The following is a 14,331-nucleotide window of genomic DNA, read 5'->3' as shown; positions in this document are numbered from 1 at the left end:
CGTGACAGGATCGCATGTATGAAGGCCACCGTGATCCATGCCCCCGGAGACGTCCGCCTCGAGGAGGTGCCCGACCCGCAGGTCGTCGCCCCCACCGACGCCGTGGTGCGCGTCGTCGCCAGCTGCGTGTGCGGCTCCGACCTGTGGCCCTACCGGGGCGCGAACGAGGTGAACGAGCCGCGTCGCATCGGGCACGAGTTCGTCGGCATCGTGGAGGAGACCGGCAGCGAGGTCCGCGACGTCCGGCCCGGGCAGTTCGTCATCGCCCCCTTCGTCTGGTCCTGCGGCGACTGCCTCCCCTGCCGGTCGGGCTTCCAGACCTCCTGCGAGCGCGGTGGCGGCTGGGGCGGGGACGACCGCGAGGGCCACCCCGTGGACGGCGGCCAGGGCGAGGCGGTGCGCGTCCCGCAGGCCGACGGCACGCTGGTGCCGGTCGACGGCGTCGACGACTCGGTCGACGAGCGACTGCTCGCCTCGCTGCTGACCTGCTCGGACGTGGTGGCCACCGGCTGGCACGCCGCCTCCCGGGCCGGGGTGGAGCCGGGCATGACCGTCGCCGTCGTCGGTGACGGTGCGGTCGGCCTGAGCGCCGTGCTGGCCGCCCGCGAGCTCGGCGCCGAGCGGATCATCGCCATGTCACGCTACGAGGCCCGGCAGGGGGTGGCGCGCGAGTTCGGTGCGACCGACATCGTGGAGGCCCGTGGTGACGAGGGCGTGGCGGCTGTGCGCGAGCTGACCGCCGGTCAGGGCGCCGACCGGGTGCTGGAGTGCGTGGGTACCGGTGAGTCGATGGTGCAGGCGCTGCGCTCCACCCGGCCCGGCGGCACGGTCGGCTACGTGGGGGTGCCCCACGGCGTGGAGCTGCCGGTCGAGCTGATGTTCCGCCGCAATCTCAACGTCGCCGGCGGCGTGGCCCCGGCCCGGGCGTATGCGGAGATGCTGCGCGACAAGGTGCTCGCCGGCCAGATCGAGCCGGGCCGGGTCTTCGATGCCGTGATGCCGCTGGCGGACGTCTCCGAGGGCTACCGAGCCATGGACGAGCGTCGGGCCATCAAGGTGATGCTGCGCCCGTGAGCCGCCTCGCCCTGGAGCCGGGCGAGCGGGGCGGCACCGTGGTCCTGCGCGACGGGCGGCCCCAGTCCTTCGTGGACCTCGACGACCCGGAGCACCTGGAGTTCCCGTACGTGCAGCACCTGGCGATGGTGCTGGACACCCTCGCCGCGCACCCTGCCCCCGAACGGCTGGGCGTCACGCACGTCGGCGGCGCCGGGCTGACCATGGCCCGCTGGGTGCAGCACACCCGTCCCGGCTCGCCGCAGATCGTCCTGGAGCCCGACGCCGAGCTCACCGAGCGGGTCCGCGCCGAGCTGCCGCTGCCCCGCGGCCACCGGATCCGGGTGCGGCCGCAGGACGGGCTGACCGGGGTGCGGGGCCTCAAGGACGCCAGCGCCGATGCCGTCGTCGTCGACGCCTTCGACGACGGGGAGGTGCCCGCCGACCTGCTCACCCCGGACTTCGCGGCCGACTGCCGGCGCGTGGTGCGCGGCGGGGGCGTGCTCACGATGAACCTCGCGGACACGCCCGGCCTCGCGCGGGCCCGTCGGCTGGCGCGCGCCTGGGCCGAGGCGGGCTGGAGCGGCCCCCTCGTGATGGTGGCCACCCGGGAGGTGATGCGGGGCAAGCAGCCCGGCAACGTGGTCCTCGTGGCCGGCCCGGACGGGGCCGCACGGGACTGGGTGGGGGCCCTTCGCGCCCGCACGGTCCGCATGGCCTTCCCCACCGACGTCCGGACGATCTGAGCCGTTGGGGCGGCCTCAGCCGGAGGTGGCCGGGCCTCCCTCGAGCCGGGCGACCAGGTCGGGCAGGGTGGCGACCGGGCCCCATCCCTCGGGGCTGCCCAGGTCGTGGACCGGGTTGCTCAGCCGGGCACCGACCGGCTCGTCGCACCCCATGATCGGCACCTCGTACCAGAGCCCGTCGTGCGGCACTCGGCGCAGGCCCTCGTGCTCGTCCCAGAAGACCAGGACCGGGCCGTCGGGCAGGACGCGCGAGATCTCGTCGCCGGTGGCGCCCAGGTCGTCGTAGCGCAGGGTGACCCGATCGTCCTCCCGGACTCCCCGTACCGCCTCCACCACCGTGGCGTCCAGCACGGCCGTGGAGTCCCGCACCTCGACGGAGCCGTCCAGCTCCACCACGGCGATCCCGTCGAACCCGGCCGCCTCGGTCGGCGAGAACATCGGCCCCACGGAGAGCGCCTGCACCTGGTCCCGCACCAGCCCGGCCCAGGGGTCGTTCGGCGGGATCGCACACACCTCCGGTTCCCCCGTTCCCGGCAGACCGCCCTCCTCGCACCCCGTCACCACGGCGGCCGCCACGGCGGCCGCCACCATCACTCCGGTCCGTGTCCTCATGCGCCCAGCATCGGCCCCCTGAGCGGCCCGGGGCCTCACCCCAGGGACGGGAAAGCGAGCCGCACCGTGGCACGATGGTCGGATGACCGACCCGCGACCGCTCCGCGCTGCTCCCCGTTCGCTGCCCCAGAGCAGCAAGCTCGCCGACGTACTCTACGAGATCCGCGGGCCGGTCAACGCCGAGGCACAGCGCATGGAGGCCACCGGGGAGCGCATCCTCAAGCTGAACATCGGCAACCCGGCCCCCTTCGACTTCCCGCCGCCCAGCGACATCCTGCGCGACATGATCGCCACCCTGCCGGACTCCCACGGCTACTCCGAGTCCAAGGGGATCCTCTCGGCCCGGCGGGCGGTGGTGGACCGCTACGAGGACATCGAGGGATTCCCGGAGGCCGATGTCGACGACGTGTACCTCGGCAACGGCGTCTCCGAGCTCATCATGCTGCTGCTCAACGCTCTGCTCGACGACGGGGACGAGGTGCTCATCCCGGCCCCGGACTACCCGCTGTGGACCGCCGCCACCTCCCTCTCCGGCGGCCGCCCGGTGCACTACCGCTGCGCCGAGGAGGACGGCTGGAACCCGGACGTCGAGGACCTGGAGTCCAAGGTCACCGAGCGCACGAAGGCGATCGTCGTCATCAACCCGAACAACCCCACCGGGGCCGTCTACAGCGAGGACACCCTCCGGGCGATCACCGACGTGGCCCGCCGCCACGGGCTGATGCTCCTGGCCGACGAGATCTACGACCGCATCACCTACGACGGCGTGGTGGCCACCAACCTGGCCACCCTCGCCCCGGACCTGCTGTGCATCACCCTCAACGGGCTGAGCAAGACCTACCGGGTGGCGGGCTTCCGCTCGGCGTGGATGGTCATCACCGGGCCGCGGGAGCACGCCACCGGCTTCCTCGAGGGCGTCGAGCTGCTCACCTCCACCCGGCTGTGCGCCAACGTGCCCGGCCAGCAGGCCATCCAGGCAGCCCTGGGCGGGCGGCAGTCCATCGACGACCTGCTGCTGCCGATGGGCCGGCTCACCCGCAGCCGGGACGTGGCCTGGGAGGGCCTGAACGCCATCGACGGGGTGAGCTGCGTGAAGCCCACCGGGGCCCTCTACGCCTTCCCCCGGCTCGACCCGGAGGTGCACGAGATCCGGGACGACCAGCAGTTCGCCCTCGACCTGCTGCGCAGCGAACGGATCCTCATCACCCACGGCTCGGGCTTCAACCTGCCCACCAGCGACCACTTCCGGGTGGTGACCCTCCCCCACCCGGACGACCTCTCGGTGGCGGTGGAGCGGATGGGCAACTTCCTGAGCAGCTACCGACAGCACTGAACCCCGGCCACGGGGATCCGTGACCGGGGTCCAGCGTCGGACGGCTCAGCGCAGCCAGGCGGCGAGCTGGTCGGCGAAGAAGGGCAGCTGCAGCCAGGCGACGACGCCGGCGGCCACCAGCAGGCCCGCCAGCGCCAGCCAGCGCTCCGTCTGCCGCCACAGGGCGCCGATGAAGAGGGCGGGGAAGATCAGGGCGGCCCGCATGACCGCCTCCTGGACCGTGTGCCACGGGCCCGCGCTGCCCTCCGCCGCACCGAGGCGCGAACCGTCCGTCACGCTCTGCACGAGGGTCCAGCCGGCCCACACGACGCAGGCGACGAAGGCGATGGTCACGAGCATGCTCACGGCACTGCCGAGCGCCTTCAGGCCCTTGCCACCGCTCGGGCTGGGCAGGGCGGTCACCATGAAGGAGATCACCCAGATGATGAGGGCGACGGTGATGTCACTGCTGTCGATGCCGGCGGGGAGGGCGAAGAGGTCGACGTCGGAGTCCATGGGGACAGTGTGCTGGATCCGTGCGCACGGAGGGACACCGACACCCGGGGGCGCCGCAGGACGAGCCCGCGAGGGTCCCCATCCCCGCCGGGAGCCCGGCAGCAGCGCCGGGCACGACGGAGCCCCGCCCCCAGCGGGAGGGACGGGGCTCCGTGCAGTGCTCTCAGTGGCCGTGCGCCTCGGCGATCTCCGCCTCGGCCACGGCCTCGCCCCCGCCACCCAGGAGCTCGGCGAAGGTGGTGCCCCGCGCCGCGGTGATCTCGGCGACGGTCAGCGCGACCTCCCCTCCACCGGTGGTGAGGCGCAGCGCGTCGCCACCGGTGGTGCCGAGAGCGGTCACCGGCACCTCGTGCTCGGCGAGCAGGGCCTCCAGCGCCGCGCGCTGCCCCGGCTCGACGGCCAGGAGCACGCGCGCCCCCGACTCGGAGAAGAGCGCCGCGGTGGCGTCCAGGTCGTCACCGACGAGGGCGCCCAGGTCCACCTGCGCACCGACGCCGTACCGCTCCACGCCCTCAGCCAGGGCGGCGGCCAGGCCACCCTCGGCCAGATCGTGCGAGCCGGCCACGAGCCCCTGCGCGGCAGCGGCCACGAGGACCTCGGCGAGCCGGCGCTCGGCGGCCAGGTCCACCTGCGGCGGGGTGCCGCCGAGGTGGCCGTGCAGGCCGGCCCAGGCGGAGCCGTCGAGCTCGTCCCCGGTGGTGCCGGCCAGCAGCAGGTCCAGGCCCTCGGCCCGCCAGGCGGTGGGGATGCGGCGGGCCACGTCGTCCAGCACGCCGAGCACCGCCACCAGCGGGGTCGGGTGGATCGCCGTGTCACCGGTGGAGTTGTACAGCGAGACATTGCCGCCGGTCACCGGGATGCCGAGCTCCACGCAGCCGTCGGCCAGGCCCCGGATGGCCTCGGCGAACTGCCACATGGTGCCCGGCTCCTCCGGGGAGCCGAAGTTCAGGCAGTCCGAGACGGCCCGCGGGGCGGCACCGGCGGAGGCCACGTTGCGGAAGGCCTCGGCCAGGCTGTGCTGCGCCCCGGCGTAGGGGTCCAGGTAGCTGAACCGGTTGTTGCAGTCGGTGCTCAGGGCCACGCCGCGGCCGGTCTCCTCGTCCACGCGCACCACGCCGGCGTCGTCGGGCATGGCGGCGGCCGTGTTCCCCTGGACGTAGCGGTCGTACTGGTCGGTGATCCAGGAGACATCGGCCAGGTTCGGGCTGGCGAGCAGGTCCAGCAGCTCGCCGCGCAGGTCCTCGGCCGTCTGCGGGCGGGCCAGACCGGCCGCCGTGACGGTGTCGGCCTGCACCGCGTCGAGCCACTCCGGGCGGGCGTAGGGACGCTCGTAGACCGGGCCGTCGTGGGCCACGGTGCGCGGGTCCACGTCGACGATGGTGTGGCCGTCCCAGTCGATGACCAGGCGCCCGGTGTCGGTGACCTCGCCGAGCCACGAGTGCTCGACCTCGTAGCGGGCCATGACGGCCTCGAAGGCCTCCGCGTTCTGCGGCGTGACCACGGCCATCATCCGCTCCTGCGACTCCGACATGAGGATCTCGCCGGCATTCAGGGTCTGGTCGCGCAGCAGCACGCTGGTCAGCTCGATGTGCATGCCGCCGTCACCATTGGAGGCCAGCTCGGAGGTGGCGCAGGAGATGCCCGCGGCGCCGAGGTCCTGGATGCCCTCCACGAGGCCCTCGCGGTAGAGCTCCAGGCAGCACTCGATGAGCACCTTCTCGCTGAAGGGGTCACCGACCTGCACGCTGGGGCGCTTGGAGGGGCCGCCGTCCTCGAAGGAGCCGGAGGCCAGCACGGAGGCGCCACCGATGCCGTCGCCACCGGTGCGGGCGCCGAAGAGGACGACCTTGTTGCCCACGCCGGAGGCGTTGGCCAGGTGGATGTCGTCCTTCTTCAGGGCGCCGACGCACAGGGCGTTGACCAGCGGGTTGCCCTGGTACACCGCGTCGAAGCGGGTCTCGCCGCCGATGTTCGGCAGGCCCAGGGAGTTGCCGTAACCGCTGATGCCGGCCACCACGCCCGGCAGGACACGCAGGGTGTCCGGGTGCTCGGGGTCGCCGAAGCGCAGGGCGTCCATGACGGCGATCGGGCGGGCGCCCATCGAGATGATGTCGCGGACGATGCCGCCGACACCGGTCGCGGCGCCCTGGTAGGGCTCCACGAAGGAGGGGTGGTTGTGGGACTCGACCTTGAAGGTCACCGCCCAGTCGTCGCCGATGTCGACCACGCCGGCGTTCTCGCCGATGCCGACCAGCAGGTGCTCGCGCATCTCGTCGGTCTGCTTCTCGCCGAACTGGCGCAGGTGGACCTTGGAGGACTTGTACGAGCAGTGCTCGGACCACATCACCGAGTACATGGCGAGCTCGGCGTTGGTGGGGCGGCGGCCGAGGATCTCGCGGATGCGCTCGTACTCGTCGGCGGTCAGACCGAGCTCGGCGAAGGGCTGGTCCGTCTCGGGCGTGGACGCGGCCTGCTCGACGGTGTCGAGGGCGGCGTTCACGTCGGCCGGGGTGTTCTCGGGCTGAGTGCTCATCGGACCATCTCCCGCAGGACGGAGGTGAAGAAGGGCAGACCGTCGGTGGTGGGGCCGTAGCCCTCCTCGACGCAGTGCTCGGGGTGGGGCATGAGGCCGACCACGTTCCCGCGCTCGTTGGTGATGCCGGCGATGTCGCGCATCGAGCCGTTCGGGTTGACGTCCAGGTAGCGGGCCACGACGCGTCCCTCGCCCTCGAGCATGTCGAGGGTCTTCTCGTCGGCGACGTACCCGCCCTCGCCGTTCTTCAGGACGATGGTGATCTCCTGGCCCTCCTCGTACTGGTGGGTCCAGGCGGTGGAGGCGTTCTCGATGCGCAGACGCTGGTCGCGGCAGACGAACTTCTGGTGGTCGTTGCGGATCAGCGCGCCGGGCAGCAGGTGGGACTCGCAGAGCACCTGGAAGCCGTTGCAGATGCCCAGGACCGGCATCCCACCGTTCGCGGCGTCGACGACGCGCTGCATCATCGGGGCGAAGCGGGCGATGGCGCCGCAGCGCAGGTAGTCGCCGTAGGAGAAGCCGCCGGGGAGGACGACGGCGTCGACCCCGGCGAGGTCGGAGTCGCCGTGCCAGAGGGCGACGGCCTCGCTGCCGGCCACGCGGATGGCGCGGGCGGCGTCGCGGTCGTCGAGGGAGCCGGGGAAGGTGACGACGCCGACCTTCACGCCGACGCCCCCTGCACCTGGTCGGCCTCGAGCTCGGCGGCACTGGCCTCGCGGACGCTCACGACGTCCTCGATGACCGGGTTGCTCAGCAGGGTCTCGGCGGCCTGGCGCGCGCTGGCGAGGGCGGCGTCGGTGACCTCGCCCTCCACGGCGAGCACGAAGCGCTTGCCCTGTCGCACCTCGGTGAAGCCCTCGATGCCCAGCTTGGGCAGGGCGCCGGCGATGGCCTTGCCCTGGGGGTCGAGGATCTCCGGCTTCGGCATGACGTCGACGATGACGTGGCCCATGGGCACTCCTGGGGGTCCGTGGCGGTGGGCGGCGCGATCGCGTGCCCGCGTGCAGGGCGGAGTTTACTGGCCCGCTGGGTCAGGTGGCGTTCAGCACCCAGACCACGGGGAGCAGCACGAGGACGCTCAGCAGCAGTGCCCCGACGGCGAACACCCACCGGCGCCGGGCGGCCAGCCGCCCCCACAGCCAGGCGGTGGCCAGCGCGGCAGGCGCGGTGGGCCAGAAGATGAGGAGGGCGAGCAGCCCTGAGTTCTTGTGGTCACCCTGGGTGTCCACGAACCCGGCGATCACCAGCGCGGCGGACAGGAAGCCCATGAGGCCACAGAGCACCCAGGCCACGGGGGCGATCCAGGCCCGGCCCACGGGAGCCGGCCCCCGCAGCCAGGCCACGAGCTCGCAGACCAGCACCACGACGGCCGGCCCGAGCACCGGGAGGAAGAGCAGCGAGACCTCCATGCCCGCAGGCTAGCGACGTGCGGGCTGGCGGGTGGCGACGTGCCGCGTTCCGGCCGCGCAGCCCGCGCGCGTGTGGCGAGGTGGCCGTCCTAGTAGCCAGAACGCCACACGCCACGCCCCGGGCAGCACCTGGCGTGCGACGAGATGGCCGCCTCAACAGCCAGAACGCCACACGGCACGCCCCCACAACGGCAGGCATGTGGCGTTTCGGCCGCGCAACCCGCACCGCGTGTGGCGGCGTGGCCGCGCAACTTGCGCGCGTGTGGCGAAGTGGCCGCCCTGGTAGCCAGAACGCCACACGGGAGCAGCAGCCAGCGACCACCGCGCCACACGGGAGCAGCCGCCAGCGACCAGAACGCCACACGACAACCTGGGAGGCGGCCAGAACGTCACACGGGCCGGCCGCTCCTGGGTCAGGCGGGGCCGGTGCTCTGGGAGAAGTGGAACGGGCGGTCTCCGCAGCGCCGGTCGGGCGTGAACCCGTGGCCCTCGTCCGGGGTCCAGCCGGTGCCGCCCACAATGAGCTCCTCCCCAGGCTGGACCTCCGTGCCGTCGGGCAGGGTGATGTGCGAGCCCGGGGTGCTCGTGGTGCCCTCGAGGAAGACCGTGGTCTCCTTGGTGGTCCCGTCCTGCACCGTGTACCAGCACTCCTCGGTGTCGTCCCAGGTCAGCTCGGCGATGATCCGCGGCTCACCCTCCGCCTCGGACGGGGGATCCACGTAGACCGCCATCCCGTCCTCGAAGACAGCGGAGCCGCTCGACAGCCCGAGGCCTCCCGGCAGCTCGCACCCCGCCACCAGCGTCAGCACTGCCACCGCCCCGATCCCGCTCGTGACTCGTCGCATGCCCGTCCCCCGCTCGTTGGTTGGTGGGTCCAGTCAAGCACGGACGGAGCCCCGAGCGACGCCGCAGAATCAGTGCGGGAGGGGCGCGACGCGCATCCGGTCCGCGATGGCCTGCACCTCGGTCAGTTCACCGGACGCGACGTCCATCACGAGCTGGAAGGTCTCGTCGGGGTCCAGGGTGATGCGAGCACCGTTCACGTCGAGGAAGACGAGGGCCGCCAGCAGGGCCAGCCGCTTGTTCCCGTCCACGAGCGGGTGGTGCGTGGCGATCGAGTGCAGGAGCGCGGCCGCCTGATCGGCCAGGCGGGGGTAGGCAGGCTTCCCGAAGACGGTGACCCATGGCCGCTGGGCGGCGGAGCTGAGCAGCCCGACGTCCCGGACCGGACCGATGCCCTCGGCCTCGACGATCTGGAGAAGGTGATCGACGGTCAGCTCCACAGGTCACACCGACCCGAGGCGGTCGAGGACCTCACGCCACTCCGAGCGGAGCCGCTCGACGGACTCGGCGACCTGGTTGCCGGAGCGGTGCCGCGCGGCGCGGTCGAGAATGGCGAGGCGCACCACCTCCTGCCGGGAACGCCCCTCCGCCTCCGCCAGCTCGGTGAGGGCGGCATCCAGCTCAGCATCGGTACGCAGTGTCATGGCCATAACTCGATGATACCGCGGCGGTATCGTGCGGACAAGAGGCCCATGTGTGCACAGGCAGCGAGTCCCCGGGAGGAGGCCGCCAAGGAGGTCCAGCACCTACCGTCTCCGGCGAAGCCTGTTGACCACCCCACGTGCAGAAGGAGATCCCCACCGTGCCGCCTCTCTCCAACGACCTCACCCCGCATCTCGCAGACGTCCCCGGGTGGCACCACCTGCTCTCCGCCTGCGCCGTCCTGCTGCTTCTGGGCACCGGCCTGGCGATCGGCGAGGTGCTGGGGAGACGACCGGGGGCCCCACGAGGCTTCTGGGGCCGGCACCTCGGCATCCTCACGGTCCTCGGTATCGCGTCCGGGACCGCCGCACGGGTGTGGCCCAGCCTCGACGACCGTCAGGACCAGATCCTGTTCGTGAGTCTGCTGCCCATCTTGGCCGGCATCGCCATCGGGTGGATCGTCGCGCGGCGCCGCACCGCCCAGGCAGACTGACCGCGGTCCACGGATGAGGGGAAGGATCCCCTTCCGTCAGCCACTCGAAGGCCTCCACGTACTTGGCGCGGGTGCCAGACTCTCCCCCTACGGGATGAGATCCCCGAGCATCCGAACCTCGTAGCGTTCCGCCCCGGAGGGGACTCACCCCCCCCGGCCACACGCCGGGAGGTGACATTCAGGAGCACGATGTGAACACCACGAAGCGGCGGACGCTCTTCAGCGCTGCCGTCGCCGCCGCATGCACCCTCGCACTGACGGCACCCACGGAGGCCGCCACGCCTCATGGCGAAGCCCCCGCGACCACCCAGCAGATCGTCGAGCTGTCCAGGGAGAGTGACGCAGCAAACGCCATTCAGAGCCTCGCCGGGGACCACCCCGTCCTGGAAACACAGCAGGTCGCCCCCACCAGCACCACCGTGTGGGGGGATCGAGACGAGCTCGTCAACGGACGCGGCGCCATCATGGCGATGCCCTCCCCCGCGGATGGTGACGACCCGAACGACATCGAGTACATGTCGTCCGACCTCGAGCACTCGATGGTCCTGGAACTCCCCGACAACGCGGTCACGCACCAGGAAGGCGGCGCCGTGATCGCTGAGACCCCTGGACGCCCCACGATCGTCACCCAGCTGACGACCACGGGGCGAGCGCAGGCCATGGGAATCCTCAACTCCCCTGACGAGGAGCTGGTGTTCGACTTCCAGCTGCCCGCCGGTCACACATGGGAGACCGCAGCCGACGGGGGGCTCCACCTGATCGATTCGACGGGCACCCCACAGGCCACTGTTGACACGCCATGGGCGGTTGACGCCAACGGACAGCAGCTTCCCACCCACTACGTGGTCGAGGGTGAGTCAATCCGCCAGGTCGTGGACACAACGGACGCTGCCTTCCCCGTGGTGGCCGACCCCTCGTGGTGGTGGTGGACTTCCACTGGGGGCATGTGCGCCACCGAGATCGCCGGCATCGCGTTTGCACCCCTGGCCGCAGTCAAGGTCTACAACATCGCAAAGCGTTTGAAGACTGTCGCCGAGCGCTCCTCCAAGGTGAGGGCCGCTGTCCAGAAGGTTGGTGGATACCGGGATGCAGTCAAGGCAGTCGCCAAGCGACTGGGCCAGCGCGTGAAGAACTCGTCCGCCGGGAAGTACATCCCCCTCGGGGGCCTTGCTCTCACCGCCACGCAACAGCAGGCAGCGGACCAGATCATCTCCTTCATGGGGGACAACATCTGGGACTTCATGGGTTTCGGGAGCTGCGGCTCCATCATCCGTGAACTGACCTGACGAAGACTCGGAGTTCTCAACCCATGAGCATCTCAACCCACCTGACCCTCACACACGAGCCCACCCACTGGGTAGCCGCATTGGTCCTTCTCGGCTGGGCCGTGGTTGCCGGGCGAGCAGTGGGGCTACCTGTCACCGCACGTCGCCCCGAGGGGAGCCCGCGGAGCTGGGCCGACCGCATCGGCCCCACGTCGCTCGGGTTGCTGGTCGCCACGGTGATCGCGCTCTTCCTACCCCTGACCGGAGCCTGGTGGGTGACTCCCGCGCTCCTGCTTGCGGGGTTCATCGCGGGTCATCTCTGGGGCATGACCCGAGACCGCGCGGTCACTACCGCCTGACGGCGACCACGACACCGGCACCGCAGAGGGGGCACGCACATGAGGTGCGTGCCCCCTCTGCGTCGCAACCGCCCCGGCTCAGCGGAAGGACTCCCCCGTCAGCCGCTCGAAGGCCTCCACGTACTTGGCGCGCGTCCCGGCCACGACCTCGTCGGGCAGGGCCGGGGGCGGGGTGTCGGAGTTCTTGTCCCAGCCCGAGGCCTCCGAGGTCAGCCAGTCGCGCACGTACTGCTTGTCGAAGCTCGGCTGCTGCCGGCCCGGCGCGAAGCCCTCGGCCGGCCAGAAGCGCGAGGAGTCCGGGGTGAGCACCTCATCGGCCAGCACGATCCGCACCGCACCGGAGGCGATCTCCTCCTCGGTGACCGTGCGCAGCTCACGCTCGGCGTCCACGCCCTCCAGCCCGAACTCCACCTTCGTGTCGGCCACGATGATGCCGCGCTCGGCCGCGATCTCGTGGCCGCGGCGCAGGATCTCCACGGTGAGGTTGCGGGCCGCCCGGGCCAGCGGGTGCCCGATGAGGGTGCGCACCTGCTCGTAGCTGATCGGCTCGTCGTGCTCACCGGCCGGCGCCTTCGTGGACGGGGTGAACAGCGGGTCGGGCAGCTCGGAGCCGTCCACCAGCCCCGCGGGGAGCCGGAGGCCGGAGACCGTGCCGGACTGCTGGTACTCCCCGAGTCCGCCCCCGGTGAGGTGGGCCCGGGCCACGCACTCCACCGGCAGCATCCGCAGCTTCTTCACGAGCACCGCCCGCCCGGCGACGGCCTCCGGCACGCAGGGCGTCTCGGTGGCCACGACGTGGTGCGGGGCCAGGTCGGCGAGCTGGTCGAACCACCACAGGCTCATCCGGGTGAGCACCTCGCCCTTGTCCGGGATCGGCGTGGAGAGGATGTGGTCGTAGGCGCTGATGCGGTCGCTGGCGACCATGAGCAGCAGGTCCTCGGCCGCCCAGCCCTCGGGCAGGGCGGCCTCGGGGCCGGGCGCGTACAGCTCGCGCACCTTGCCGGCGTGGACCAGCTCGTACCCGGGCAGGTCGTGGGCGAAGACGGGCTCGGTGCTCACAGGGTGATCCTTCCGGCCGCGGCGTCGGCGGCGATATCGGTGCGAGCCCACCCTCCGGGCAGGTCGATGAGGGTCAGCGCGGCGTAGGCGGCCTCGCGGGCGTGGGTGAGGTCGGCGCCGCGGGCCACGATGTTCAGGACGCGCCCGCCGCTGGCCACGAGCTGCGGGGTGCGAGCCCCCTGTCCGGCCGGGTCCCCGGAGACGTCCTGCACCTGCGTGCCGGCGTGCAGCACGACGGCGCCACGGGCCTCGGCCTCGGCGAGACCGGTCAGCGCACCGCCCTTCACCGGCGCGGCGGGGTACCCGTCGGCGGCCAGCACGACCACGCAGGAGGCCTCGTCGGCGAAGGTGGGCGGCTCCGCCTCCGTCAGGCTGCCGGTGGCGGTGGCCAGCAGCAGGTCGGCCAGCGAGGAGTCGAGGCGGGCGAGCACGGCCTGCGAGTCCGGGTCGCCGAAGCGCACGTTGAACTCGACGACGCGGGGGCCGGCGGCCGTCAGCGCCAGCCCCACGTAGAGCACGCCGACGAAGGGCGTGCCGCGCCGCGCCATCTCCCGGGCCACCGGCTCGGCGATGGTGCGGACCACCTCGTCCTCCAGCCCCTCCGGCGCCCACTCCAGCGGGCTGTAGGCCCCCATGCCTCCGGTGTTGGGGCCGGCGTCGCCGTCCCCGGCGCGCTTGAAGTCCTGGGCGGCCGGGAGGGCCAGGGCGGTGGTGCCGTCGAGGAGGCAGAAGACGCTCGCCTCGGGGCCGTCGAGGTACTCCTCGAGGACGACGTGGCCCTCCGCGGCGATGCAGGCGGCGGCGTGCTGCTCGGCCTCGGCCCGGTCGGTGGTGACGACCACGCCCTTGCCGCCGGCCAGGCCGTCGGCCTTGACCACCCACGGGACCGCCCGTCCAGCGGCGTCGGTGGCGAAGGCGTCCAGGGCGGCGGCGGTCTCGGCCGCGTCGGTGCAGACGCGTGCGCCGGCGGTGGGCACGCCCGCAGCCTCCATGACCTCCTTGGCGAAGGACTTCGAGCCCTCGAGGCGGGCGGCGGCCCGGTCCGGGCCCACCGTCGGGATGCCGGCCTCGCGCAGGGCGTCGGCCACCCCGGCCACGAGCGGGGCCTCCGGGCCGACCACGACGAGCTCGGCGCCCAGCTCCCGGGCGAGCGCCACCACGGCGGCGGGGTTTCCCGCGTCGACCGCGCGGCACTCGGCGAGCCGGGCCATGCCCGGGTTGCCGGGGGCGGCGAAGAGCTCCAGCGGATGGTCAGGGTTCTGGGTGCGGCGCAGGGCCTCGAGGATGCCGTGCTCGCGGCCGCCGGTGCCGATGACGAGGATCTTCACGGGCGTGACCCTATCGGGCGGGGCCTCCCCACCCCAGACCTCGTCAGCCGGCCGGGGTGGGGGGGCGGGACTGCTGCAAGGATAGGTGACAGGTTGGGTCAGGCCGCCTGGTCGGCTGGTGTGGACATGATGGTCTCGTACTCGATGGGGGTCAACCGCCC

At 72.4% G+C, this 14,331-nt stretch carries 16 protein-coding genes; 5 read left to right on the top strand and 11 right to left on the bottom strand.

Annotated features, from left to right (window positions below; all coding sequences use genetic code 11):
- Positions 1-18 precede the first annotated feature (18 nt).
- Together CFT82_RS10975 and CFT82_RS10970 are read left to right on the top strand one after the other, a co-directional pair.
- Complete coding sequence (locus CFT82_RS10975) at positions 19-1,074, top strand: zinc-dependent alcohol dehydrogenase family protein (protein ID WP_088819234.1); 1,056 nt, start codon at positions 19-21, stop codon at positions 1,072-1,074.
- Positions 1,071-1,799, top strand: coding sequence for a spermidine synthase (locus CFT82_RS10970; protein WP_088819233.1), 729 nt, complete (start codon positions 1,071-1,073; stop codon positions 1,797-1,799). The genes CFT82_RS10975 and CFT82_RS10970 overlap by 4 nt, the downstream gene beginning before the upstream one ends.
- 15 nt (positions 1,800-1,814) lie before the next feature.
- Here the strand turns inward: CFT82_RS10970 and CFT82_RS10965 are convergent, their stop codons facing one another.
- A complete protein-coding gene (locus CFT82_RS10965; protein ID WP_143469628.1) occupies positions 1,815-2,411 on the bottom strand; it encodes a hypothetical protein in 597 nt (198 codons plus the stop codon).
- Between the two features lie 82 nt (positions 2,412-2,493).
- Between CFT82_RS10965 and CFT82_RS10960 the strand changes: the two genes are divergently transcribed.
- Entirely contained in the window at positions 2,494-3,744 is a 1,251-nt protein-coding gene (locus CFT82_RS10960; protein WP_088819231.1) for a pyridoxal phosphate-dependent aminotransferase, read from the top strand.
- Positions 3,745-3,789: 45 nt separating this feature from the next.
- On the opposite strand, the gene CFT82_RS10955 is transcribed toward CFT82_RS10960, so the two are convergent.
- The 8 genes from CFT82_RS10955 to CFT82_RS10920 form a co-directional block, all read right to left on the bottom strand.
- Complete coding sequence (locus CFT82_RS10955; RefSeq protein WP_088819230.1) at positions 3,790-4,239, bottom strand: hypothetical protein; 450 nt, start codon at positions 4,237-4,239, stop codon at positions 3,790-3,792.
- Between the two features lie 163 nt (positions 4,240-4,402).
- Positions 4,403-6,772, bottom strand: a complete 2,370-nt coding sequence (purL, locus tag CFT82_RS10950; RefSeq protein WP_088819229.1) for a phosphoribosylformylglycinamidine synthase subunit PurL — start codon at positions 6,770-6,772, stop codon at positions 4,403-4,405.
- On the bottom strand, positions 6,769-7,437 hold the full coding sequence (gene purQ / locus CFT82_RS10945; RefSeq protein ID WP_088819228.1) for a phosphoribosylformylglycinamidine synthase subunit PurQ: 669 nt from the start codon (positions 7,435-7,437) through the stop codon (positions 6,769-6,771). Before purQ ends, purL begins: the two co-directional genes overlap by 4 nt.
- The gene (purS, locus tag CFT82_RS10940) at positions 7,434-7,724 is read right to left on the bottom strand and encodes a phosphoribosylformylglycinamidine synthase subunit PurS (RefSeq protein WP_088819227.1); all 291 of its coding nucleotides are present in this window, start codon (positions 7,722-7,724) and stop codon (positions 7,434-7,436) included. Before purS ends, purQ begins: the two co-directional genes overlap by 4 nt.
- Positions 7,725-7,803: 79 nt before the next feature.
- On the bottom strand, positions 7,804-8,181 hold the full coding sequence (locus tag CFT82_RS10935; RefSeq protein WP_088819226.1) for a hypothetical protein: 378 nt from the start codon (positions 8,179-8,181) through the stop codon (positions 7,804-7,806).
- A gap of 413 nt (positions 8,182-8,594) precedes the next feature.
- Positions 8,595-9,026 carry a hypothetical protein gene (locus CFT82_RS10930; RefSeq protein ID WP_143469627.1) on the bottom strand — a complete coding sequence of 144 codons (432 nt, stop codon included), beginning with the start codon at positions 9,024-9,026 and terminating at the stop codon, positions 8,595-8,597.
- A gap of 69 nt (positions 9,027-9,095) precedes the next feature.
- A complete protein-coding gene (locus CFT82_RS10925; RefSeq protein ID WP_088819224.1) occupies positions 9,096-9,464 on the bottom strand; it encodes a type II toxin-antitoxin system death-on-curing family toxin in 369 nt (122 codons plus the stop codon).
- A gap of 3 nt (positions 9,465-9,467) precedes the next feature.
- Positions 9,468-9,674: a ribbon-helix-helix domain-containing protein gene (locus CFT82_RS10920; protein ID WP_088819223.1), complete on the bottom strand. Its 207-nt coding sequence runs from the start codon at positions 9,672-9,674 to the stop codon at positions 9,468-9,470.
- A gap of 152 nt (positions 9,675-9,826) precedes the next feature.
- Between CFT82_RS10920 and CFT82_RS10915 the strand changes: the two genes are divergently transcribed.
- Together CFT82_RS10915 and CFT82_RS10910 are read left to right on the top strand one after the other, a co-directional pair.
- Complete coding sequence (locus tag CFT82_RS10915) at positions 9,827-10,159, top strand: hypothetical protein (RefSeq protein WP_143469626.1); 333 nt, start codon at positions 9,827-9,829, stop codon at positions 10,157-10,159.
- A gap of 191 nt (positions 10,160-10,350) precedes the next feature.
- On the top strand, positions 10,351-11,445 hold the full coding sequence (locus CFT82_RS10910) for a hypothetical protein (protein WP_088819221.1): 1,095 nt from the start codon (positions 10,351-10,353) through the stop codon (positions 11,443-11,445).
- A 416-nt stretch (positions 11,446-11,861) separates the two neighbouring features.
- Here CFT82_RS10910 and CFT82_RS10900 read toward each other — a convergent pair whose 3' ends face one another.
- Positions 11,862-12,842: a phosphoribosylaminoimidazolesuccinocarboxamide synthase gene (locus CFT82_RS10900; protein ID WP_088819219.1), complete on the bottom strand. Its 981-nt coding sequence runs from the start codon at positions 12,840-12,842 to the stop codon at positions 11,862-11,864.
- Positions 12,839-14,170 carry a phosphoribosylamine--glycine ligase gene (purD, locus tag CFT82_RS10895; protein WP_088819218.1) on the bottom strand — a complete coding sequence of 444 codons (1,332 nt, stop codon included), beginning with the start codon at positions 14,168-14,170 and terminating at the stop codon, positions 12,839-12,841. The genes CFT82_RS10900 and purD overlap by 4 nt, the downstream gene beginning before the upstream one ends.
- Positions 14,171-14,331 lie beyond the last annotated feature (161 nt).

The sequence above is a fragment of the Kytococcus aerolatus genome (assembly GCF_900187395.1).
GTDB classification, from domain to species: domain Bacteria; phylum Actinomycetota; class Actinomycetes; order Actinomycetales; family Dermatophilaceae; genus Kytococcus; species Kytococcus aerolatus.
This window is presented reverse-complemented; position numbering and strand designations above follow the sequence as displayed.

Bases quoted from the DNA above. Each gene is read 5' to 3' on its own strand.
- CFT82_RS10975 (WP_088819234.1), top strand. From the start codon at position 19: ATGAAGGCCACCGTGATCCATGCCCCCGGAGACGTCCGCCTCGAGGAG.
- CFT82_RS10965 (WP_143469628.1), bottom strand. From the start codon at position 2,411: ATGAGGACACGGACCGGAGTGATGGTGGCGGCCGCCGTGGCGGCCGCC.
- CFT82_RS10960 (WP_088819231.1), top strand. From the start codon at position 2,494: ATGACCGACCCGCGACCGCTCCGCGCTGCTCCCCGTTCGCTGCCCCAG.
- CFT82_RS10955 (WP_088819230.1), bottom strand. From the start codon at position 4,239: ATGGACTCCGACGTCGACCTCTTCGCCCTCCCCGCCGGCATCGACAGC.
- purL (WP_088819229.1), bottom strand. From the start codon at position 6,772: ATGAGCACTCAGCCCGAGAACACCCCGGCCGACGTGAACGCCGCCCTC.
- purS (WP_088819227.1), bottom strand. From the start codon at position 7,724: ATGGGCCACGTCATCGTCGACGTCATGCCGAAGCCGGAGATCCTCGAC.
- CFT82_RS10935 (WP_088819226.1), bottom strand. From the start codon at position 8,181: ATGGAGGTCTCGCTGCTCTTCCTCCCGGTGCTCGGGCCGGCCGTCGTG.
- CFT82_RS10930 (WP_143469627.1), bottom strand. From the start codon at position 9,026: ATGCGACGAGTCACGAGCGGGATCGGGGCGGTGGCAGTGCTGACGCTG.
- CFT82_RS10920 (WP_088819223.1), bottom strand. From the start codon at position 9,674: ATGGCCATGACACTGCGTACCGATGCTGAGCTGGATGCCGCCCTCACC.